This is a genomic window from Halalkalibacter oceani (assembly GCF_023715705.1).
In the GTDB taxonomy this organism is placed as follows: domain Bacteria; phylum Bacillota; class Bacilli; order Bacillales; family Bacillaceae_D; genus Halalkalibacter; species Halalkalibacter oceani_A.
This window is the reverse complement of record NZ_JAMBOS010000004.1, coordinates 105,136-126,059: the sequence shown is the minus strand read 5'-3', so window position 1 is coordinate 126,059 and position 20,924 is coordinate 105,136. Positions and strand designations below refer to the sequence as shown.

Annotated in this window: 20 protein-coding genes; 19 read left to right on the top strand and 1 reads right to left on the bottom strand. The window is 49.6% G+C overall.

Translation table 11 applies throughout. The features are described from left to right. Positions 1 to 2 precede the first annotated feature (2 nt). From M3212_RS05670 to M3212_RS05595, 16 genes are all read left to right on the top strand, one after another. The gene (locus M3212_RS05670) at positions 3 to 2,378 is read left to right on the top strand and encodes a xanthine dehydrogenase family protein molybdopterin-binding subunit (RefSeq protein WP_251192988.1); all 2,376 of its coding nucleotides are present in this window, start codon (positions 3 to 5) and stop codon (positions 2,376 to 2,378) included. Next, positions 2,378 to 2,863, top strand: coding sequence for a (2Fe-2S)-binding protein (locus tag M3212_RS05665; protein ID WP_251192987.1), 486 nt, complete (start codon positions 2,378 to 2,380; stop codon positions 2,861 to 2,863). Before M3212_RS05670 ends, M3212_RS05665 begins: the two co-directional genes overlap by 1 nt. A 19-nt stretch (positions 2,864 to 2,882) precedes the next feature. After that, positions 2,883 to 4,337, top strand: coding sequence for a UbiD family decarboxylase (locus tag M3212_RS05660; protein ID WP_251192986.1), 1,455 nt, complete (start codon positions 2,883 to 2,885; stop codon positions 4,335 to 4,337). Positions 4,338 to 4,347: 10 nt separating this feature from the next. Next, positions 4,348 to 5,043 (top strand): RraA family protein, encoded by a 696-nt coding sequence (locus tag M3212_RS05655; RefSeq protein WP_251192985.1) that lies wholly within the window; start codon positions 4,348 to 4,350, stop codon positions 5,041 to 5,043. 14 nt (positions 5,044 to 5,057) lie between these two features. After that, positions 5,058 to 6,113, top strand: a complete 1,056-nt coding sequence (locus M3212_RS05650; RefSeq protein ID WP_251192984.1) for an XdhC family protein — start codon at positions 5,058 to 5,060, stop codon at positions 6,111 to 6,113. A 21-nt stretch (positions 6,114 to 6,134) separates the two neighbouring features. Beyond that, the gene (locus tag M3212_RS05645) at positions 6,135 to 7,022 is read left to right on the top strand and encodes an EamA family transporter (RefSeq protein WP_251192983.1); all 888 of its coding nucleotides are present in this window, start codon (positions 6,135 to 6,137) and stop codon (positions 7,020 to 7,022) included. Positions 7,023 to 7,129: 107 nt separating this feature from the next. Further along, on the top strand, positions 7,130 to 7,651 hold the full coding sequence (locus tag M3212_RS05640) for a MogA/MoaB family molybdenum cofactor biosynthesis protein (RefSeq protein WP_251192982.1): 522 nt from the start codon (positions 7,130 to 7,132) through the stop codon (positions 7,649 to 7,651). A gap of 183 nt (positions 7,652 to 7,834) precedes the next feature. Beyond that, entirely contained in the window at positions 7,835 to 8,326 is a 492-nt protein-coding gene (moaC, locus tag M3212_RS05635) for a cyclic pyranopterin monophosphate synthase MoaC (protein WP_251192981.1), read from the top strand. A gap of 32 nt (positions 8,327 to 8,358) precedes the next feature. After that, a complete protein-coding gene (gene moaA, locus M3212_RS05630) occupies positions 8,359 to 9,372 on the top strand; it encodes a GTP 3',8-cyclase MoaA (protein WP_251192980.1) in 1,014 nt (337 codons plus the stop codon). Positions 9,373 to 9,408: 36 nt separating this feature from the next. Beyond that, complete coding sequence (locus M3212_RS05625) at positions 9,409 to 9,870, top strand: molybdenum cofactor biosynthesis protein MoaE (RefSeq protein WP_251192979.1); 462 nt, start codon at positions 9,409 to 9,411, stop codon at positions 9,868 to 9,870. Then, positions 9,870 to 10,109 carry a MoaD/ThiS family protein gene (locus M3212_RS05620; protein ID WP_251192978.1) on the top strand — a complete coding sequence of 80 codons (240 nt, stop codon included), beginning with the start codon at positions 9,870 to 9,872 and terminating at the stop codon, positions 10,107 to 10,109. Before M3212_RS05625 ends, M3212_RS05620 begins: the two co-directional genes overlap by 1 nt. A gap of 12 nt (positions 10,110 to 10,121) precedes the next feature. Then, entirely contained in the window at positions 10,122 to 11,384 is a 1,263-nt protein-coding gene (locus M3212_RS05615) for a molybdopterin molybdotransferase MoeA (protein WP_251192977.1), read from the top strand. A 325-nt stretch (positions 11,385 to 11,709) separates the two neighbouring features. Further along, positions 11,710 to 13,890, top strand: a complete 2,181-nt coding sequence (locus tag M3212_RS05610; RefSeq protein ID WP_251192976.1) for a GDYXXLXY domain-containing protein — start codon at positions 11,710 to 11,712, stop codon at positions 13,888 to 13,890. Between the two features lie 102 nt (positions 13,891 to 13,992). Beyond that, entirely contained in the window at positions 13,993 to 14,211 is a 219-nt protein-coding gene (locus tag M3212_RS05605; protein WP_251192975.1) for a hypothetical protein, read from the top strand. A gap of 177 nt (positions 14,212 to 14,388) precedes the next feature. Continuing rightward, entirely contained in the window at positions 14,389 to 15,180 is a 792-nt protein-coding gene (locus M3212_RS22240) for a (2Fe-2S)-binding protein (RefSeq protein WP_251192974.1), read from the top strand. 414 nt (positions 15,181 to 15,594) lie between these two features. Then, a complete protein-coding gene (locus M3212_RS05595; protein WP_251192973.1) occupies positions 15,595 to 16,332 on the top strand; it encodes a Cof-type HAD-IIB family hydrolase in 738 nt (245 codons plus the stop codon). A 417-nt stretch (positions 16,333 to 16,749) separates the two neighbouring features. Here the strand turns inward: M3212_RS05595 and M3212_RS05590 are convergent, their stop codons facing one another. Next, complete coding sequence (locus M3212_RS05590) at positions 16,750 to 17,094, bottom strand: general stress protein (RefSeq protein ID WP_251192972.1); 345 nt, start codon at positions 17,092 to 17,094, stop codon at positions 16,750 to 16,752. Between the two features lie 141 nt (positions 17,095 to 17,235). Here M3212_RS05590 and M3212_RS05585 point away from each other — a divergent pair, with 141 nt between their 5' ends. Genes M3212_RS05585 through M3212_RS05575 form a run of 3 tightly spaced genes read left to right on the top strand, consistent with a single transcriptional unit; the run spans position 17,236 to position 20,694 of the window. Next, entirely contained in the window at positions 17,236 to 17,979 is a 744-nt protein-coding gene (locus M3212_RS05585; protein ID WP_251192971.1) for a FadR/GntR family transcriptional regulator, read from the top strand. Then, the gene (locus tag M3212_RS05580; RefSeq protein ID WP_251192970.1) at positions 17,976 to 19,394 is read left to right on the top strand and encodes an FAD-binding oxidoreductase; all 1,419 of its coding nucleotides are present in this window, start codon (positions 17,976 to 17,978) and stop codon (positions 19,392 to 19,394) included. Before M3212_RS05585 ends, M3212_RS05580 begins: the two co-directional genes overlap by 4 nt. Beyond that, the gene (locus M3212_RS05575) at positions 19,387 to 20,694 is read left to right on the top strand and encodes a (Fe-S)-binding protein (protein WP_251192969.1); all 1,308 of its coding nucleotides are present in this window, start codon (positions 19,387 to 19,389) and stop codon (positions 20,692 to 20,694) included. Before M3212_RS05580 ends, M3212_RS05575 begins: the two co-directional genes overlap by 8 nt. Positions 20,695 to 20,924 lie beyond the last annotated feature (230 nt).

Sequence of the window (20,924 nt, the reverse complement as noted above, 5' to 3'; positions counted from 1 at the left end):
GTGTGGCGTTAGGAAAATCAATTCGTCGAGTCGAAGCAAAGGCGAAGGTGACGGGCAAGGTTGACTATGTCATGAACATGACGATGCCGGAAATGCTTCACGTCAAGCTGTTACGGAGCACAATTCCGCATGGGAAAATTAAAAACATCGATAAACGAGCCGCGGAAGAAATCGAAGGCGTTATTAAAGTCGTCACCGGAGAAGATTTGCAAAAGCTCGATATTAACTATTACTACGGTCCGGCTTTTCGCGATCAGCCTGTCATTGCGATTGACAAAGTTCGTTACGTCGGAGATCCGGTCGCAGCCGTTATCGCCGAGTCGGTTGAAATAGCGGCAAAGGCAGTTAACTACATTGAAGTGGAATATGAGGAATTCGAGCCGGTATTTCAAGTATTGGATGCGATGAAGGAAGACGCGCCCATTGTTCATGACACGATCCGGCCGGCCGGAAGCTTTGCAGATTTAAAGTCGCTGTTGCCGAAAAGCGGAAGTAACATTTGTCTTCATTATAAATTAAGACACGGTGATATTGAGAAAGGCTTTGAAGAAGCAGATCATATTTTTGAAGATACGTTTACGACACCGGCGGCGGTTCATCTACCGATGGAGCAGCATGTCGCACTCGCCTATCTCGATGCCGAAGAGAGAATGAACATTTGGACAGCCAATCAAAGTCCATCGTTTGTCAGAAGTGAGGTCTCTCATGTATTGAAGCTTCCTGAAAGTAAGGTGAGAGTCCGTGTCCCTTATTTAGGTGGCGGGTTTGGCACGAAGCTCTATGTGAAAATTGAAGCGTTGACGGCCGTGTTAGCGCTCATTGTGAAAAAGCCGGTTAAACTGGCGCTGACGATGGATGAAGTGTTTATTACGCTAACGAAGCATGCGACGGTTTTCACGTTGAAGACGGGAGTGACGAATGACGGCAAAATCGTCGCCAGAAAATGTACCGTTGCCTGGGATACAGGCGCCTATGCTGACATCGGCCCGCGTATTACGCAAAAATCAGGCTTCACAGCAGCCGGTCCCTACGACATCCCGCATGTGCAGATCGACTCGTACTGCGTTTATACAAATAACGCACCGGCCGGGGCGTTCCGTGGCTTCGGCATCCCGCAATTAGTCTGGGCCTATGAATCGCAGATGGATATTATCGCCGACAAGATGGGCTGGGATCCGCTCGAATTTCGCAAATCGCAAGTGCTAATCGAAGGAAAAGAGCACGCAACCGGGCAAATTATGAACTCGATTGGCTTCGGCGAAATTTTAGAAAAAATTGATGACCGGCTTGATTGGAAAACGTACCGTAGCACAGCGAAGCAACCAGATCAGCAAAACCCAAGAATCCGTGGCCGGGGGATGGCGATCGGACTGAAGGCCGTACTTACGCCATCGATTTCAGGAGCAGTGGTAACATTGTTTGCTGATGGAAGCGCCTCTGTTTATTCCAGCACGGTTGATATGGGGCAAGGCTCTGATACGATCCTCGGGCAAATTGCCGCAGAAGTACTCGGACTTCCGAGTGATAAGGTGCGCGTCGTTCATCCGGATACGGATGTGACGCCATACGATACGATCACCGCTGCGAGCCGTTCAACTTTTTATATGGGAAATGCGATTCAAAAAGCGGCGGAAGATGTCAAACGTCAATTGTTTGAGTTCGTGAGCGGATATTACGAAGTAGGTTCAGAAGAGTTGGAATTGAAGGACGAAGCTATATTTGTCCGCAACGAGCCGGATAAAAAGCTGGCCATTACCGAAGTGATTAAGAAAATATTTAAGATGCCTGCCGGAAGCATTATCGGGCGCTATGTATTTGAAAGCCACTATCAAAGCCCTGATCCGGAAACCGGTCAATCTGATGATGTGGCGATCTTCTGGTTTGCCGGTGGAACTGCGGTAGAAATCGAAGTTGACCGCGAGACGGGCAAAATTGACATTTTGAATATGGTATCGCTCGGTGATGTCGGAAAGGCGATTAATCCGTTTCAAGTTCATCAGCAATTGTATGGAGCGGCGATTATGCAAATCGGCCAGGCGCTGTTCGAGGAATGTAAATATGATCATGGACAGATGATCAATGCAAGCATGGCAGATTATAAAGTTCCTACTTTCAAAGATTTGCCGGCCCGGTCTGAAACGATTATTGTCGAAGACCCGCATCCGGAAGGCCCGTTTGGAGCAAAAGGGGTGGGAGAAACGGCTTCTTTTGGTGTCCAGCCGGCGATTGCCAATGCACTCCACGATGCTCTCGGTGTGCGGATTAAAGATATGCCGCTCACGCCTGAAAGAGTGCTGGCGGCGATAAAAGAAGCGGAAGAAAGCAGCAACAGCCGTCAGAAGGTCAGTGTGACTAATGAAGCGAAGGGTGAGCGTTAATGAAAAGACAAATACAGTTTACGTTGAATGGAAAGCCTGTGACAGCGGATGTCGCTCCGCATGAAACATTGCTTGATCTATTGCGCGATACATTTCAATTAACGGGTGCAAAGGAGACATGCGGCTTGGGACTTTGCGGCGTTTGTACCGTCCTTGTGTCCGGCAAGCCGGTAAGCGGCTGCCTCCATTTCGCTTCTTCGATTGACGGGGAAGAGATCGTTACGATTGAGGGACTGGAAACCGAAGAAGGGCTTCATCCGATTCAGGAAGCCTTCTATGAACAAAAAGCATTCCAATGCGGGTACTGTACGCCCGGGATGATTTTAATGGCGAAAAAGCTCTTGGAAGAAAATCCAAACCCGACAGAAGACGAAATAAAAGACTATATGGTCGGAAATATTTGCCGCTGTGCCAGCTATGCACAAATTTTCGCAGCGATTCAGGAAGCGGCTTCACTCCTGAAACAGGAGAAAGTGAAGCTGTGATAGATAAGGATGTGGGAAGATGATCAAGAAACAGGAAGGCAATCCGCTCGATTTACGCCACTGGTTAGAGGAGATTGAGGCAGAGGGAGAGCTGACGAAAGTCGATGGAGCTGACTGGAATTTAGAAATTGGCGCCATCAGTGAATTGAACGTAAAAAAAGCGCAAAATTCCGCTCTATTATTCGATCAAATTATCGGTTATCGAGAAGGCTTCAGGGTGCTGACCTGCAGCACGAGCAGCCCGAAGCGGTTAGCCTCGATTTTACGGCTCGATGTCGACAGCACGCATAAAAGCCTCGTAACAGGATTAAGAGGCAAGCCGAAACAATGGGAAAAGGAATCTGTTGACTACGAGCCTGTTTATACAGAGGACGGTCCGATTTTTGAAAACGTACAAAGCGGGGAAGAGGTCGATCTTTTTACCTTTCCTTCTCCTTTATGGCATGAAAAGGACGGCGGTCGTTATATCGGCACCGGCTGTTCAGTCGTCACAAAGGATTATGACTCGGACTGGATCAACGTCGGTACCTATCGGGTGATGATTCATGATCAAAACCATGTTGGACTCGATATGGTGCCCGGCAAGCATGGTCATATTCAATATGAAAAATACGAGAAAGCCGGCAAGCCTTTTCCGGTAGCGATTGTCATTGGCGCAGATCCGCTTCATTATCTTATTTCCGGAATTGAGGTTCCTTTTGGAAAATGCGAATATCATTACATCGGTTCGATTTTAAAGGAACCTGTCTCGGTCGTACAGACGCAATTGACTGGACTTCCGGTACCAAGCGCCTCGGAAATCGTGATCGAAGGCTGGATTCATCCCGGGGAGACGAAAATAGAAGGGCCGTTTGGCGAATTCCACGGCTATTATCCTGCCGCGGCCTCGCCGGCTCCTGTTGTCAAAATCGAACGGATTTACTACCGCGACAACCCGATTATTATGGGAAGTCCTCCTGCGAAGCCGCCTAATGATTATTCCTATTCAAAAGCGGTCATGCGCTCAGCGCTGCTGTTCGATGCGGTCGAAGCGGCCGGGATTCCGGACGTAAAGGGAGTATGGGCCCATGAAATCGGCGGCTCCCGCATGTTTACGGTGATTTCGATCAAACAGCGGTATGCAGGTCATGCCCGCCAGGCCGGTCATGTGCTCAGTCAGTGCGGCGTGGGATCCTATTTAGGAAGATATTCGATCGTCGTTGATGAGGATATTGATCCTGCGAATCTGGCTGAAGTGATGTGGGCTGTTTCGACGAGAACGGATCCGGAGCTTGATATCGATATTATTAAAAGAGCGATGGGATCGAAAAATGATCCGATGAAGATTGCTTATCCATATAAAGCGCCCTTCAGCTCAAGAGCAATTATCGATGCATGCCGGCCATATGATTATATAAACGAATTTCCGGAAGTCGCCGAAGCGAGCAAGGAGCTGCAAGAAAGCACGTTAAAAAAATGGGCCCATTTATTTTAGGAGGAGAGCGATGAAAGGAACTATCGGATTTGGCTATAACGAAAAAGTGAAGCGTACCCCGCCTGCCCGGCTGAAACAGCTGGAAGGGGTTGCTTCTTCCACGATTACCGATGCGCAGCGCCGGACAGGAACGATGCATCCGCGAATCAAGCCGATCGCTGCCGGCAGCAGGCTCGTTGGGAACGCCCTTACGGTGGAACTGCCACCGGGGGATAATTTCATGCTTTATGTCGCATTAAAGCTTGCTGAACCAGGTGACATTCTCGTCGTCACGACGCAAGGGAATCAAACAAAGGCCGTGTGGGGGGAGTTAATGACGCAATCTGCGCAGGCGCTTCGTCTTGGCGGGATTGTGATTGACGGCTTAATTCGCGATAAAACGGCCAATCAGGAAAGAGACCTTCCTATTTTTTGCCAGGGAGCGGTTCCGGTCAGCGTTGAAAAAAATGGTCCCGGCTTCGTCAATGGTGAAATCAGCTGCGGGGACGTAACGGTCCGCCCCGGTGATGTCATCGTCGGGGATGACGATGGCATCGTTGTCATCAAGCAGGAAAATGTCGCCGCCGTAATCGAACAGCTTGGCGCGATTGAGAAACGGGAAGAGCAACGGGTAGCGGAGATTGCGGCCGGTCAGGTTCTCCCGGCATGGGTAGAGAATAAAATGAAGGAAGTGGATTTGGTCACGGAAAATCGAGTTCTTGAGTGAAGGGAGGAATACGGATGAATGAGCTCCGTGGATTGCTGAAGCAGTTGGATGAATGGAAGGAGCAGGGCGAGCGCGTCGCGATGGCTACTGTCGTCGCGATTAACGGCTCGGCCTACCGGCGACCGGGAGCCCGTCTGCTTATTGCGGAGAATGGTCAATCGGCCGGAATGATCGGCGGCGGCTGCTTTGATCAGGATGTGATCGAGGTTGCGCTGCAAGTGATTAAAACTGGGAAGCCGCGCCTGCACTTGTATCACTTAAGTGACACGAGCGTCTGGGGGCTCGGCCTCGGCTGTAATGGCAGCGTCTTCATCTTGATTGAGTCACTGGAAACAGCCGAGGGCCGGGAATGGAGAAACGAAGTCACGCAGGCGCTCACGACAAAGCGTGCATTGACCATCAGCCACGCATTTTCAAAGGAGCTTACCTTTTCCCGTCCTTTTATTAATGAAGAAGTGGCGTTTGCGAGGTCGTATCACGCTGGTGAAGCAAAACCGACGCCAGGCGGGTTCTGTGAAAAAATCAATCCGGACGCCCGACTGGTCATCTTCGGTGCCGGACAGGACGCGGTGCCGGTCGTTGATTTGGCCGGCCAATGCGGTTTTGAAGTCGTCGTTGTTGATCACCGGGAGAGCGCTTTAACGAAGGAGCGCTTTCCGAAAGCGGCTGGGCTAATTCTTGCCCGGTCAGAAGACTATCGGCAGAAGATCGTAGCTGAAAAAAATGACTATGTTTTATTTATGACGCACCGTATTGATCACGATGCGCTTGCCTTTGATTTTTATCGAAGCTGTGCACCGGGCTATCTCGGCTTTTTAGGTCCGAAACGAAGAATGGAGCAAATCGCCGGAGAGATTCTTGGTTTAGATAAGACCGAGATGGAAAGGCTATCGCCGTATATCCATGCCCCGGTTGGCCTTGATCTCGGAGCTGAAACACCGGAACAAGTCGCTGTGAGCATTCTGTCAGAAATCATGATCCGAAAAAACAACAGACAGTTGCAATTTCTAAAAGATAAAGCAGGTCCGATTCATGCTGCTGAACAGCTTTCACTACAGACGACAAAATGAGAAGAGAGGGAGTAATCAGGTGTGGGCTTTTTGATTGCGGGTTTGTCAGCGGTCTTTTATTCGTTGAGCAATGTTCTGATGAAAAAAGGAATGAGGCACTCAGCAACAGACAATGGAATGCTGATTACCCTCTGTATCAATATTTGCTTGCTCGGTTCATTGCTCGGGATTTCCCGCTGGTTGGCTCCGGTGAACGGAAACACAGGCGATGAAATGGGACTTTGGTTATTTTTGGCTGCTGGATTTTTAACCGCCTTTTTAGGGAGAATGATGCTCTTTAGCGGCATTCGGAAAATAGGATCATCTCGTGCAGCGGGAATTAAAAACTCAGCTCCTATTTTTACTCTGTTGTTTGCCATTTTTATTTTAGATGAAACGATTATCGGCATGACCTGGCTCGGGATTGGCTTGATCTTTCTCGGGCTGTTTGTGCAAGGCTATGTCCTATTTAAAAAGGAAGGAAACAAAGTCGATCAGTTCGGCTTTCTGATTTCCCTGGGAGCTGCGCTTGGCTTCGGGATTGGGCAAGGAGTTCGCAAGCAGGCGCTTGATTACTATCCCGATCCTTTTGCCGGCGCTTTTTTTGGCGCCTTAGCAGCATTACTCAGCTTTGTTTTGATCACGGCGTTCAAAAGGGAGCTTTTGCAAACGCTCAAAAACAATGTTACCTTGCCGAATCGCTACTATATTCTTGGCGGTATTTTCACCAGTCTTGCGCTTTTATCATTTTTTATTTCGATTTCCTTCATCCAGGTCGCCTATGCGGGGGCGATTTTGGCGATTGAACCGATTGTGACGATTATGCTCAGTAAAGTGATGCTCGGTTCTGAAGAAAAGGTGACGGTTCCGCTGCTCGTCTGTGCATGTTTGATCTTTCTTGGCGCCGGAATGATCTCTCTTACAGCCTGAACCGGAAGAAAGAGAAAATGCTGTTTTTCCGGCTGTTTAGTATCTCGTCTATTAAAAAAATGGTAAAATAGAAGCTACATTTAGAATTTTGGAAAAGGAGCTTTGCCATGTCAGTATCTGAGCATAAACAAGAAGCACCGAAGACGGTAAACTGTTTCGTTCTGACTGTGTCTGATACACGGACGAAGGAGACGGACAAAAGTGGAGCGTTAATGAAGCAATTGCTGGAGGAAGGACAGTACCGTGTCACCGGCTATGCGATTGTCAAGGATAGTGAACAGGAGATTCAGGCGGTGATTAAGGAAGCGGCCGGCCGTGAAGATGTCGAAGCGATCTTAATTAATGGCGGCACGGGAATCGCTTCTCGCGACCGGACGTATGAGGCCGTATCTCAGCTGCTGGAAAAAGAGATGCCCGGGTTCGGTGATCTGTTTCGTTATTTGAGCTATGTCGAGGATATCGGTTCGGCGGCGATGCTCAGCCGGGCCGTCGCCGGGATCTACCGGGATAAAGCGGTCTTTTCTACTCCCGGCTCCTCTGGAGCGGTTCGCCTGGCGATGACGAAGCTAATCGTTCCCGAGCTCGGACACGTGATGCGAGAGATCTACAAGGATGCCAAGGCTCGCTAAAGAACGATAAAAATGAGACCACTGAAAAAGTTAGTGAAAAAGAGTAAATCGTCCTTTTTCACTAGCTTTAGGAAAACGCGGTTTTACTGGAGTGATCTCACCATTTGGTGCTACAATGGGTACAAAGAGGGCTTATCATAGTCCGGGAAGCTGATTGCTCGTAAATGAGAGAAAGTGAGATGGATGATGGAGTTCACACATTTTAACAGTCAAGGACGGGCGAAAATGGTTGATGTTTCTGAGAAAAAAGAAACAAAAAGAGTGGCGGTGGCGCGAAGTGAAATCAAAGTCGCACCGCTTGTCCTTGAAAAAATAGAAAAGCAGGAAATCGGCAAAGGTGATGTGTTCGCGGTAGCGCAAATTGCTGGAGTAATGGCGGCGAAAAATACAGCGCAAATTATTCCGATGTGCCATCCGCTGCCGCTGACGGGAATTGATATTATCTTCCGTCCGCAACGCTTCGACACATATGCGGTTATTACAATTGAAGCAACTGTCAAGACAACAGGGAAAACAGGGGTTGAGATGGAAGCGTTGACGGCGGCGAGTGTTGCGGCGCTGACGATTTATGACATGTGCAAGGCTGTTGAGAAAGAAATGGAAATCGGCCAGACGTACGTCGTGAGAAAAACAGGTGGAAAAAGCGGAGATTATGAAAGACAGCTGGATAATTAAGAGAAAACGATATCGGGGGAAAGGGTGATCGTATGGAAAAACATATTGTTGATAAGCTGAATCGTCCTCTCCATGATTTACGGATATCGGTTACAGATCGCTGCAATTTTCGCTGCGGCTACTGTATGCCTGCGGAAATTTTTGATAATGATTATCCCTTTTTGACAAACAGCGAGCTGCTGAGCTTTGAGGAAATGCTGCGGCTCATCCGTTCTTTTGCGGAGCTCGGTGTCAACAAAATCCGGATTACAGGGGGAGAGCCTCTGCTGCGCAAAGGAATTGCCGGTCTTATTTCGGATATTGAGCAAATAGACGGAATCACGGATATCGCGCTGACGACAAATGGCGTGCTGTTAAAAAAGCATGCCGCGGCGCTAAAAGCAGCCGGCTTGAAGCGGGTAAATGTCAGCCTCGACAGCCTTGATGATGAGTTGTTTGGCCGGATGAACGGCCGCGGTTTTCGAACAGGCCCGGTGCTGGAAGGGATTGAAGCAGCAGCTGAGGCAGGCCTTGACGTTAAAATTAATATGGTCGTGCAAAAAGGGGTCAACGACCAGGAAATTATGCCGATGGCCCGCTATTTCCGCGAAAAGGGCCATACGCTGCGTTTTATCGAATTCATGGATGTCGGCAATTCAAACGGATGGAAGCTGGATCAAGTTGTCCCAAGCCGGGAAATCGTCGAGATGATCAATCGTGAGCATCCACTTGAAGCGGTTGGACCTGAGTATTACGGCGAAGTCGCCAAGCGCTACCGCTATGCCGGAACGACGACGGAAATCGGCCTGATCACCTCGGTGACGAATGCGTTTTGCTCGACCTGCTCTCGCGCCCGCGTGTCGGCCGATGGCAAAATGTACAATTGTTTATTTGCCGCCAAGGGCCATGATCTGTTACCGGTTTTACGGGATGAGGCCGATGATGAACAGGTAAAGGAGCGGATTCGTCAGATTTGGAACGGTCGGGCAGACCGCTATTCAGAAGAGCGTTTAAGCCAGACAAAGAAAAGAAAGAAAAAAGTCGAAATGTCACGAATTGGCGGCTAAGCTTGGCCAGGAAGAGACAGCAGAGGAGGTTTATCTTTGACAGCAACTTTATTTGAGATTACAGCAGAACCGATCTCGATTGAGGCCGTTGTGGCAAAGGTCGTGCACCCTAATGCCGGAGCGGTGAACACGTTTATTGGAACCGTTCGTGAACTGACAAAAGGAAAAAGGACATTATATTTAATTTATGAGGCATATGAAGCGATGGCGGTAAAACAGCTGCAAAAGGTCGGTGCGGAAATCAAGGAAAAATGGCCGGGAGCAGAGGTGGCGATCTCGCACCGTGTCGGACGCCTCGACATTTCAGATATCGCTGTCGTCATTGCGGTCGCCACCCCGCACCGGGCGGAATCATTTGAAGCGAGCCGCTACGCGATTGAGCGTATCAAGGAAATTGTTCCAATCTGGAAAAAAGAGCATTGGGAAGACGGGGAATTTTGGGTTGGCGACCAAAAGGAAACAACCTTTTACAAAACAGGGCAGCCGGAGGTGGAATAATGGCAAGTTTATTGCTGTTTGCTTCATTAAAAGAAAAGCTGGGGACAGATGCATTAACGATTGACCCGGGTCTGAACACAATTGCTGAAGTGCGCGAGTGGCTGATTGAACAGCATCCTGAAGTAAGCGCTGATCTGGAGCAGGTGATCTGGGCGAAAAATGAGGAATATGCCGAGTTAAGCGAAACATTCAGTTCCGACGATACACTTGCCATCATTTCGCCGGTAAGCGGCGGGTAAAGGAGTGGGAAGATGGTAGAAATTCGGCAGAGCATTCCGGTAGATGAAGCAGTGAGACGAATTATGGAGCATGTCAAGACGGGACCGGCAGAGCGTATTTCGCTCGCGGAGGCGCAAGGACGGTTTCTCGCGGAGGACATCGTCGCCTCGCACGATGTCCCTTTTTTCGATCGTTCGCCGGTTGACGGCTTTGCGATGAAAGCCGAAGATACGAAGGCGGCCGGCCCAGATACGCCGCGGCGGCTGGAGGTTGTCGAAACGATCGGCGCCGGCTATGTCGCCACCCGGCAGGTGCTTGGTGGAAAAGCGGTGCGGATTATGACCGGAGCGCCAATCCCGGAAGGTGCGGATGCGGTGATTATGCTGGAGAATGTGACCGAAACGCTGGAAGGGAAGCAGCCGGTGATTGAAATCACCTCACCGGTCGCAGCGGGAGAAAACATTATCCGCCGCGGCGAAGATATGAAGGAGGGAACGGTGCTTCTTAAGGCCGGCAGACAAATGGGAGCGGGGGAAATCGCCTTGCTGGCGACATTTGGCTATGGCGAAATCAACGTCTTTCAGCAGCCGGTGATTGGTGTGTTTGCGACAGGAAGCGAGCTTGTTTCTGTTGATGAGCCGCTTGCTCCGGGGAAGATCCGAAACAGCAATTCACCGATGCTTGAGGCGCAAATTCGGCAGGCAGGCGCGATCCCGCGTTATTACGGGATTCTTGTTGATGACTTCGATCAAAGCTATGAGGCAGTTGCCGGGGCGTTGAAAGAGGTCGACTATGTGATCACGACAGGGGGGGTGTCAGTCGGCGATTTTGATTATGTGCCGGCAATTTTGGACAAGCTTCAGGCCGAAGTGCTGTTTAATAAAGTTGAAATGCGCCCTGGCAGTGTCACGACGGTGGCGACGGTCGGGGATAAATGGTTTTTCGGTTTGTCCGGCAATCCGTCGGCCTGCTTTGTCGGCTTTGAGCTGTTTGTCCGTCCAATTGTCAAAACCTATTTAGGTTCCTCAACACCGCATCTGCACAAAACAGCAGCGCTGCTTACAACGGACCTCGGCCGGCGGAACGAGTTTGCCCGCTTTGTCCGCGCGAGATTGACGGTGGAAGACGCAACGCTCTCTGTCACGCCGGTCGGACTGGAAAAGTCCGGTATCGTGTCATCTCTTGCCGAAGCGAACGCCTTGCTCGTCGTCCCACCGCGGACGGAGAAGCTGCGAGCAGGCGAGAAGGTCGATGTTATTTGTTTAGAGGTGCATCCGGGCGTGCCTGGAGTTTAAAATATAAGCTTTCAGCAGCTCGTTTTGACCTGCTGTTTCAGGATGTCGTAAAAAGGGAAAATCACCCTTTATGGCATCCTTTTTTAGTTCAGAATTAGAAAAAGAGACCAATTAGCGAATGAGAATGAGGACTAGACGAAAGACTGAGGGGGACCGGCGAAAGTGCGCTGGGAACAGGGACGGAGGTTTTCAAATGGAACTCATTACGGTGCCAGGCGGATCGTTCTTTATTATCGGAATTCCACCCCGGCCGGTCTCTTCATAAAAGTATTGCCACACATTGATTGAAATGGAGTACAATGAAAGAAAAAAGGAGGGAATCGGAATGGAACAGGAGCAACAGAAACAGGGAATTTCCCGTGTCATTGATCTGGCGTACCTCTTTGGTGTTTCGCTTTTGGTGGCTGCGATTGTTTATTTTTTTGCCGCCAATTGGGGAGCGCTCGGTCACGGCAGCAAAATCAGCCTGATCACGCTCTTGCTGCTTGGCTTCTACGGCATTGCGTTTTTCTTTCGTTACCGCCTGCCATGGCGCCCGTTTGTCGCGAAGCTGTTTTTACTTGGAGGGGTGATCGCCTTTGGCGTTAGTGTTGCTCTGCTTGGTCAAATGTACAATTCACATGCGGACAGTTATCTGTTGTTTCTCGTCTGGCTTGTGCCGGCCTTTTTGTTTGCCGTGCTGACGAGATTGCAATCCTTTTTTCTTTTATCTTACTTCCTGCTGCATGTGACGATTGGCTTTTTCTTATTCCCAAGCTCTGTTGCTATGTACCGCTCTGAAGGAGAGCTTGTTGTCTGGCTTGTATGTCTGGCGCTCGGTAACGCTTTTCTCGGGCTGGGGCTTGCAGCCTGGCGGATTCCTTATCGCGCCTTGTCGTATTTGTCCTATCTCGTCAGTCAGCTTATTTGGCTTGTGATCACGATGCGCTGGGTGTTTGAGTCGTACACCTATCTGCTTAACAGCCTTTATCTGCTTGTTTCGATCATCTTCTTCTATTGGCTTTGGAAAAAAAGGCCGAATCGTGTTCTTTTATTGCTCACGGTTGCCGGAGTTGCGGTTTACGTGGCGGCTAAAGCAATTCTCTGGATGCTTGAGCACGGGTCTGAGCTCTTTTTTATGCTGATTTTGCTGCTCGCCGGGCTGACTGTCTTTGTGGCAGGCTTTGTGCTAAAAAAGCTGCGGACTGTTTATGAAAAGCAAAAGAATCAGGAGGTGCGCTGGTGGCAAAGCCTGCTCGTCCATGCCGTCAGTACGGTTAGTGCTGTTGTGGCGACTACCGCTTTCATCGGCCTGATGACGATGGTTGCCCAATCGCTGCTTTCAGGCTTGTATGTCCTGCTTGCAGCCGCCCTTTTGGTGGCGGTGCTGATTTTTGGCAAAAGACTGGAGGAGGTTTGGCGGCATACAACTGTTCATGTAGGCGTGCTGCTTACCCTCGCCTTTGTCTGGGATGTCCCTGTTTACCTTGCGCTGATCAGTGTGCTCCTGCTTTTGCTGCTCTGGTATAAAGAGGAGAGTCTCTGGATGCATCTGCTGCTGTATGGGGCGACTAATGTCGTTCTTCTGCTTATTATTTGGCCTGATCGTTCAACCGAGCCGGTCATGTGGCTGATGGTCGGGCTGAATCTACTCGCATTGGCCGGTCGGCCGCTGCTGAAGGAGCCGCTGTTGAAAAAACGGCTGACCGCGCTGGTCATGCTTTACGGCTTGCTGTTCGGATTCGTGCTGACATTTTTAACGACGGCTCATCCGTCGGTCTATTATCTATATAATGCGCTGTTTTTTGCTGTCACGACTTATCTCGGCTTCCGTTTTGTCCGGCGGAATGAACGTTTGCTCTCAGGGACGGTGCTCGTTTTTTGGTTCGCCTTTCTGTTTTATAAATATTATGACCTCGTCTGGAGGCTGCTTCATAAATCAGTCGCCTTGCTCCTGCTCGGCCTGCTGCTGCTTGCTGTCGCGATCATACTTGACCGGAAATGGAAGGCAGAGAGAGACAATTCGTCAGCGGCACCTTTTGCCAAACAATGGGCGCTGGTCGTTGTCATTTGTCTGCAGCTCGCCTTTATCGGCTTTCAATATGTGCAGTATGAAACGCATCTTGCCAATGGAACCTTGATTAAGCTTGAGCTGGAACCGCTTGATCCCCGCTCGCTCCTGCAGGGAGATTATCTGACTTTGCAATACTCGATCTCCCATCTTCCTGAGCTGGAAGGCCAGGTTCAACGAGGGGAAAAGCTGAAGCTTGTTCTGTCTCCTGACGATCAGAACGTCTATCATTATACAGGCATTTACCAGCAAAATGGTGCATATAATCAGCCGTATACGCTTCAGGAGGAGGATGTGCTGGTGAACGGAAAGGCGACGGGCTATAACCGCTTTTCATACGGGATTGAAAGCTACTTTATTGAAGAGGGAAGCGGGAGTGAAGCTGAAGCAGAGGCGGAATATGCCTATGTGAAAGTGGCGGAGAGCGGGAATGCTTTGCTGGTTGAGATTGAATAGTTTTTTTGCGGGAGATTATCTCACAGGGAAGTTGATCGAAACGGTGCGCGCCGATACACTATAGCCAGACGACCGAAATGACATTTTTTGAGGAGGGATGAAATGCTCGAGCAATACTTAGAGGATTCCTTTGGAATTATGAAGGAAGACATTTTGATCTCTCCGGTAACGAATAAAAAAGTCGTTGTCAGAGAGCTGCTTCTTCAGGTTGAAAAGGATGGAAGCTCAGAAAATGTCCTCGGAACCCTTCAGCAAATCAAAGGGCTTGGTCGAAAAGGAGCGATCGTTTATTTAAATGGCTTGTCTGATCAAAGTAAGTAGTGAATGGAAGGGCGCCTCAAAAGAGCTGTTTGTCCTTTAGACGGCGTCTGTCTTTTTTGAAAGTCAACTGAATTCAGTTGACTTTTTTTGGTGAGGACGCGTATACTTTAGTTGAGAATGATTATTGATTTTATTTACCTGTCCAACGGGATGAAACATATAAAGGAGAGAAAGAATGTGAGCGACAATCAGATGGTTACGGAATTAGAAGCGCGTTTTTTTCTCTATACGAAAGATCAGACAGTCGTTCATCAGGAATTTGCCGTTGAGCAACTGCTGCAGCAGATGGAAGCAAAAGCTTTTTTACATAAATACGGAAAGCAAATTAAAGCATTGACGCTTCATCCGCCGGCGACATATTTTTGCAGTAAACTGGGGATCGCCGTTGCCGGAATTGTGACGATGCTTGCCCGTCATCATCTGCTTTTACCGATGACGCCGGCGTCGCTAAGCGCACAATTTTATTGGGATGATACTTATCAGGTAGATGGGATGGTTTTCAAGATCAATTCGCTCCACTGGCAGGAGGGGCCGCGTACAGAAGAGTGGCGCCGCGCTGAAATCGGGCAGCTGATTGAAAGCCTTCTCACCCCAGTTGTGACGAATTTCTCGCAGGCTGTTGACATTCGTCCGCGCGAGCTGTGGGGCCAGGTTGCCGCCGGAATGGAGTATGGCAAAACGGTCGGTTTGTCGCTTGCAGCGGATCATGAGGAAGCGGAGCGGATTGAAAGGGACTTTCATTGGCTGATGAAGGAAGCTGATCCGGCGCTGTTTGCCAGCCGCAAAAATGCATTGGACTTCCCGCACCGGCTTGTAGAAAGCCTGACGGAGCCAGGGGTGATGAAGCGGATGAAGCCGACCTGCTGTCTGTACTATCAGACGGAACAGGCAAAACGGAAATGTGTCACCTGTCCGCGACTGACCGCGGCCGATAAAGAGAAGATCAAAGAAGAGATCGCGATTGGATAACCGTCGCCTCTCTTCTTTTTTTGTATAAAAAAGCCATTATACGCCTCAGACCGTAGACAAGAGGCTTTGACAAAAGGTTGTTTTTTTACCTTTTGTCAAAGCCTTTAAGCAATGAGCGGAACCGCCACGATCTTTTAAAGCCCGTTGTGAGTGGGTTTCTCATAACGGGCTTGTGGCGTGTGAAGCCATTGCCAGTAGGTCCAAAGCTAGTTTTGTCTCAAGCTCTTTGTATTTTTTATTTGGTTTTCCGGAGATGGCCCTGCCGGTTCGTTCAACGCCAGCCTGCGGAAAGCGTGCCCCCCATCCCGGTAGCGAGATCGAAGAGCCTTAGAAAAGCCATTATGCGGTTTTCTTATCCTGCTTGTTTTTTTCTGTTAGAATAGAAGCAAATGGAGTAGAGGTGGAGATGAAACCATGACAAAGAACATTAAGCTTATTGCGATTGATATGGACGGCACATTGCTGGATGACCGCCAGGAAATTTCGGACGGGAACCGCGAGGCGATTCGAGAAGCGCGCGATCAAGGAATTCATGTCGTGATTAGCACGGGCCGAACCCGGATGTCCTGTGGCGATCTGGTTGCGCCGCTAGAGCTCGGTACATACTTGATTACGGTCAACGGCAGCGAAATCTGGGATGGAGAAGGCAACCTGGTTGAGCGCCAATTGCTTGATCTGGAGCATATCGAACAAATGTGGTCGTTGAAAAACAAATACGAGACAGCATGCTGGGCGGCCACGGTTGATCAAGTGTGGCGCGATCCGTTTCCGGAGGATCTTTCTAGTCATCAATGGATGAAATTCGGCTTCGACATTGAGGATGATCACATACGAAATCTCATTCTTGAAGAGCTGAAAAAAAATAAAGCATTGGAAATCAGCAATTCCAGTCCGACGAATTTGGAAATCAATGCGGCTGGTGTCAATAAAGCGGCGGCGATTGAGAAGGTATGCGAACGCCTCGGCTTTACGATGGAAAATGTAATGGCGATGGGTGACAGCTTAAATGATTTAGCGATGATCCAAGCGGCCGGCTTCGGAGTGGCGATGGGGAATGCCCAGCAAGTCGTCAAGGATGCTGCTGATTGGGTAACGGAAACGAATCTCGATGATGGAGTAGCCGTCGCGATCCGGAAATTCGCATTAGCATAGGCGACTGTGGAAGTTGTTTAGCTTTGTCGTAAGCGGGGAATAACAAGGAAAACGGACATAGGAGGCTTTTGCGATGGGAAAACTTTCAAAGCTAATCAAATGGGGTGTGATCGCTTACCCGTTTGTTAAGAAATGGATGGCGAAGCGGAATCAGAAGAAACGTGCGACGTATCCAGCCAGTCGCCAGCGCTAATCTAATAAAGGTTAAAAATAGATCGGGCTGCCAATAGGAGAAACACTCCTGCTGGCAGCCCTTGTTTAATGGAAGCTGGGTTTTAACGTGCGAGAATAGCAGTGCGTCCTACATGTCCGGTGTGAGTGAGGTTCTCATAGCGGACTTTAAAAGATCGTGGCGGTTTGCACATGGCTTAAAGGGCTGGGTAAAAGGTTTTTTCCTTTTACCCAGCCCTTACTAACCTATAGATTCATGGATGCGGTTTGGTTTTTGACAACGACGATCACCTTGCCGGCATCGAGCTTCTTTTCGAGCTGCTCCGCCTCGTGCTTCGAGAAGCCAAGCTCTTTAAATTGCGCACGGAGCTCGTCCCCTTGTTTGCGAAACAGATTTTTTAAAGAGGTCCCAACTCCCACTTCACTTGCTCCAACCTGATTTGCTTCCGCTTGTTCGGCCAGACGCTTCGTCCGGTCATCGTCATGGGTGATCACATAAATATCGTCGTCTTTGACCCCGTCAGCCTGCAACCGTCTTACCGCTTGAATCACGTCTTCGTCATTTTGAAATTCCTTATAGAATGGGTTCATGTTTATCGCCTCCTTGGTAGAAAAAATACCCGGCTTGGCAAAAGCTAAACATCAAAGTGAATGTTCAGAAAAGAGTTGCAAATAAAGGGATGTGTTGTATACTTGTAATACAAGTAGACGAATTCAGGAGGTGGAAAGCAGATGGACATCATTTCACCTATTCAACGGCGTAAAATGTCGGAACAAATTTTAGATGAAATCAAAGCATTGATTAAAGATGGAACATTCCCGGCTGATTCCAAGCTTCCTTCCGAAACGGAGCTGGCCAAGCTGTTTCAGGTAAGCCGTTCACCGGTTAGAGAAGCGATCAGTGTCCTCGCGGCAAGCGGAATCGTCGAGTCGCGTCAGGGAGGCGGAAATTGGGTTCGGAAAGTAGAGCTGGTCAATATGCTTGAACCGATGACGATGGAAATGATCGATGCGCAGCAAATTTTTGATCTGCTCGAACTGCGGACAACGATTGAGACCGAAGCGGCAGCATTGGCGGCCGTCCGGCACAGTAAAGAAGACATTGAGAAGCTGGCCGAGGCGTTGCAAGGGTTGGAGAAGCAGATGCTCGATGATGTTGAGGCGGTTGGAAGTGAAGTTGATTACGAGTTTCACCAGATGATTGTCGGGATGGCTGGGAATCCGTTCTTCGTTCAGACGATGGAAAATATTGCTGATCTTTATCAAAGAGCGATGGCGTTTTCCTTGAAGCAAAATGTTGGCTTGCGCGTAAAGCGAAAAAGTGTGTTTGAAGAGCATCAGGCGATTTTCGAAGCGATTCGCCGCCGTGAGCCGGAAGCAGCTTCACAGGCGATGAAGCAGCATTTAGAAACAGCACGGATCAAGCTCGGTGATAAACGACTGCAAGATCAGGAGAAACGGGGGAAACAGGCATGAAAAGCACGGTAGAGAGTGCGGTCATTGAACAGTTGAAGCAGGTTCTTGATGAAAGCAGAGTCTTAACGAAAGAGGAGGATCGGGTAAGTTATTCGTATGACGCTTCCTTCGGCGTCCATATTCCGGAGGTTGTTCTGCAACCGCTTGCAACGACGGAGGTGCAGGAGATTATGAAAATCGCAAGCACTTATAAAATTCCAGTTTATCCGCGCGGTCAGGGAACAAGCTTAAGCGGCGGTCCATTGCCGGTAAAAGGTGGTATCGTACTTGATTTTTCACAGTGGGACAGCAGGCTGGATGTGTACCCGGATGATATGGTGGCGATCGTCTCGCCCGGCGTCAAAACGGCGGCGATTAACGAGAAGGTCAATCAGTTTGGACTAATGTATCCACCCGACCCGAGCAGCTCCAATGTTTCGACGATCGGCGGCAATCTAGCGGAAAATGCCGGCGGTCCGAGAGGGCTGAAATACGGTGTAACGAAGGATTACGTCATCGGTCTGGAAGTGGTGACCGCTGCGGGGGACGTCATTCGGACAGGAGGGCGCACGGTGAAAAATGTAACAGGATATGATTTGACCAAGCTCCTTGTCGGCTCGGAAGGCACATTGGGCGTGATTACCGAAGCGATTTTGCGGCTGATTCCGAAGCCACCGGCGACGGCAACCTTGATGGCTGTCTTTGATGATATTGTCGATTCCGGCAGCTCGATCTCGCGGGTGCTAAGCTCAGGGATTATGCCGGCAAAAATGGAAATTATGGATCAGGCTTCGGTTCAGGCTGTTGAAGACTACCAGCCGCTCGGTTTGCCGACTGATATTGAAGCAATTGTTTTAATCGAGCTTGACGGTCATCCGCAGGCGATTAAAGAAGAAATCGAACGCGTGCAGACGATTTGTCTTGAAGTCGGAGCGCGGGAAGTCAAGGTCGCGCGCAATGCCGCTGAATCGCTGGAGCTGTGGAAGGCGCGCAAGCTCGTTTCTCCGGCAATCGTCCGGCTGAAGCCGACAAAGATCTCTGAGGATGCGACCGTGCCGCGCAGCAAAATTCCGGATATGTTCAAACGGCTGAAGGAGATCCGCGCCAAGTATCAAATTGATCTCGTCGTCTTTGGGCACGCCGGCGACGGAAATCTCCATCCGAATATCATTGCCGACCAGCGTGATCAGGAGGAGATGCGCCGCGTCGAGCAGGCGGTTGAAGAGATATTTCAGGCGGCGATTGAACTGGGAGGAACCTTGTCCGGGGAGCATGGTATTGGGACGATGAAGGCGCCGTTTATGGAGCTTGAATTAGGAAAGGTGGGGCTGGAGATGATGAAGCGAATGAAGCAAAGCTGGGATCCGGATAATATTTTGAATCCGGGGAAAATCTTCCCTGAAGAAGGTCAAAGGTTCGTGTTGCGCAGTGAGTAAGCAGAGCTATCAAACAGAACTCGCTTATCATGAAACATTTAGCTGTGTACAGTGCGGCTACTGCCTCCCTGATTGTCCGACCTACCAGTCGATGGAAAAGGAAACGCATTCGCCACGCGGTAGGATTAATCTCGTTAAGATGGCCGCTGAAGGCAAAGTGTCGCTCGATACATTGAAGGAGCCGATCGACCTTTGTCTCGGCTGCCGGGCATGTGAGACGGTCTGCCCGACAAATGTCCAATACGGGAAAATTCTCGAATCGGCGAAAACGGTGCTGCAAAAGGAGAAATATGAGCAATCGAAGCGGACGCGGCTCGTCAATGAAGCGCTGTTTAAGCACACATTTCCAAATGAGCGAATGCTTGATCTTGTCGGCTACGGACTCCGCTTTTATCAGCAAACCGGCTTGCAAAAAGTTGCGCAAAAGCTCGGTGTGTTAAAGCTCTTTCCTGAAAGAATGGCGGCTTTTGAGCAGGTGACACCGGCCGTCGCAAGTCCCGGGCGGAAGAAAAAGCGGCCAATGGAGCTGAAGCCGCAGGGAGAGCCGCTCTATCGCGTCGGTTTTTTTAAAGGCTGCATTATGGATACGATGTTTGCTGAGATCAATGATGCGAGCATGAAGCTGTTACAGGAGAGCGGCTGCGAAGTCGTCTTAATCGAAGAGCAGACCTGCTGCGGCGCTTTGCAAAACCACAGTGGTGATCGTGAAATCGCGCAGGAGCTGGCCAAGAAGAACATTGCCGCCTTTGAACAGTATGAGTTTGATTACGTCATCAACAGCATCGGCGGCTGTGGAGCGATGCTCGTTGAGTACGATCATTTATTTGAAGATGAGCCTGAATGGTACGAACGGGCGAAAGCCTTTGCCGCTAAAAATAAAGACATCAGTTATTTGCTGGCAAAGCTTGAGCTGCCAATGAAAAAAGAAGTGAACAAGGTCGTGACATACCAGCCTTCCTGTCATATGACCAACGTGCAAAAAAACACCGCCGCTCCTTTAGCCCTTTTAACTTCGATTCCGGGCATTATCTACAAGGAGCATAAGCAGCCTCATATGTGCTGTGGATCAGCCGGGATTTATAATTTGGTTCATTACGATGAATCAATGAAAATACTGGATCAGAAAATGGCGCATGTAAAGGAGACCGTGCCCGAGCTGATTGTGACGACAAATCCGGGCTGCCACCTGCAAATGAAAGTAGGGGTGGAGCGGGAAGGACTGACTGAACAGGTGAAGGTTGTTCATTTAGTAGAATTGCTGGCGGAAGCATGTCAGTTGAACGAATCAACTAACCTATAGGCAAGTGATGGAAAGAATGATATAGTAAAAGAATCAAAAAGCTGACAGTAAATGTGAGGATGCCGTGAAGGGGGGAGGTTCCCTTTTGCGGCATCCTCAAGCAGTGTGTGAAGGCTGCGTAAAGGTGAAAGACAGAAAGAAAAGTGGGGTTCTTTTCTTTCTCGTGGCGCAGGATGGCACCGCTGCCACTCGATTTCCTCCTATGAGGATTTCGGGGCAACCCCCGCGTT

Coding starts and splice junctions, on each gene's coding strand:
- M3212_RS05665 (WP_251192987.1), top strand. CDS start 2,378: ATGAAAAGACAAATACAGTTTACGTTGAATGGAAAGCCTGTGACAGCG.
- M3212_RS05660 (WP_251192986.1), top strand. CDS start 2,883: ATGATCAAGAAACAGGAAGGCAATCCGCTCGATTTACGCCACTGGTTA.
- M3212_RS05655 (WP_251192985.1), top strand. CDS start 4,348: ATGAAAGGAACTATCGGATTTGGCTATAACGAAAAAGTGAAGCGTACC.
- M3212_RS05650 (WP_251192984.1), top strand. CDS start 5,058: ATGAATGAGCTCCGTGGATTGCTGAAGCAGTTGGATGAATGGAAGGAG.
- M3212_RS05640 (WP_251192982.1), top strand. CDS start 7,130: ATGTCAGTATCTGAGCATAAACAAGAAGCACCGAAGACGGTAAACTGT.
- moaC (WP_251192981.1), top strand. CDS start 7,835: ATGATGGAGTTCACACATTTTAACAGTCAAGGACGGGCGAAAATGGTT.
- moaA (WP_251192980.1), top strand. CDS start 8,359: ATGGAAAAACATATTGTTGATAAGCTGAATCGTCCTCTCCATGATTTA.
- M3212_RS05620 (WP_251192978.1), top strand. CDS start 9,870: ATGGCAAGTTTATTGCTGTTTGCTTCATTAAAAGAAAAGCTGGGGACA.
- M3212_RS05615 (WP_251192977.1), top strand. CDS start 10,122: ATGGTAGAAATTCGGCAGAGCATTCCGGTAGATGAAGCAGTGAGACGA.
- M3212_RS05610 (WP_251192976.1), top strand. CDS start 11,710: ATGGAACAGGAGCAACAGAAACAGGGAATTTCCCGTGTCATTGATCTG.
- M3212_RS05605 (WP_251192975.1), top strand. CDS start 13,993: ATGCTCGAGCAATACTTAGAGGATTCCTTTGGAATTATGAAGGAAGAC.
- M3212_RS05595 (WP_251192973.1), top strand. CDS start 15,595: ATGACAAAGAACATTAAGCTTATTGCGATTGATATGGACGGCACATTG.
- M3212_RS05590 (WP_251192972.1), bottom strand. CDS start 17,094: ATGAACCCATTCTATAAGGAATTTCAAAATGACGAAGACGTGATTCAA.
- M3212_RS05585 (WP_251192971.1), top strand. CDS start 17,236: ATGGACATCATTTCACCTATTCAACGGCGTAAAATGTCGGAACAAATT.
- M3212_RS05580 (WP_251192970.1), top strand. CDS start 17,976: ATGAAAAGCACGGTAGAGAGTGCGGTCATTGAACAGTTGAAGCAGGTT.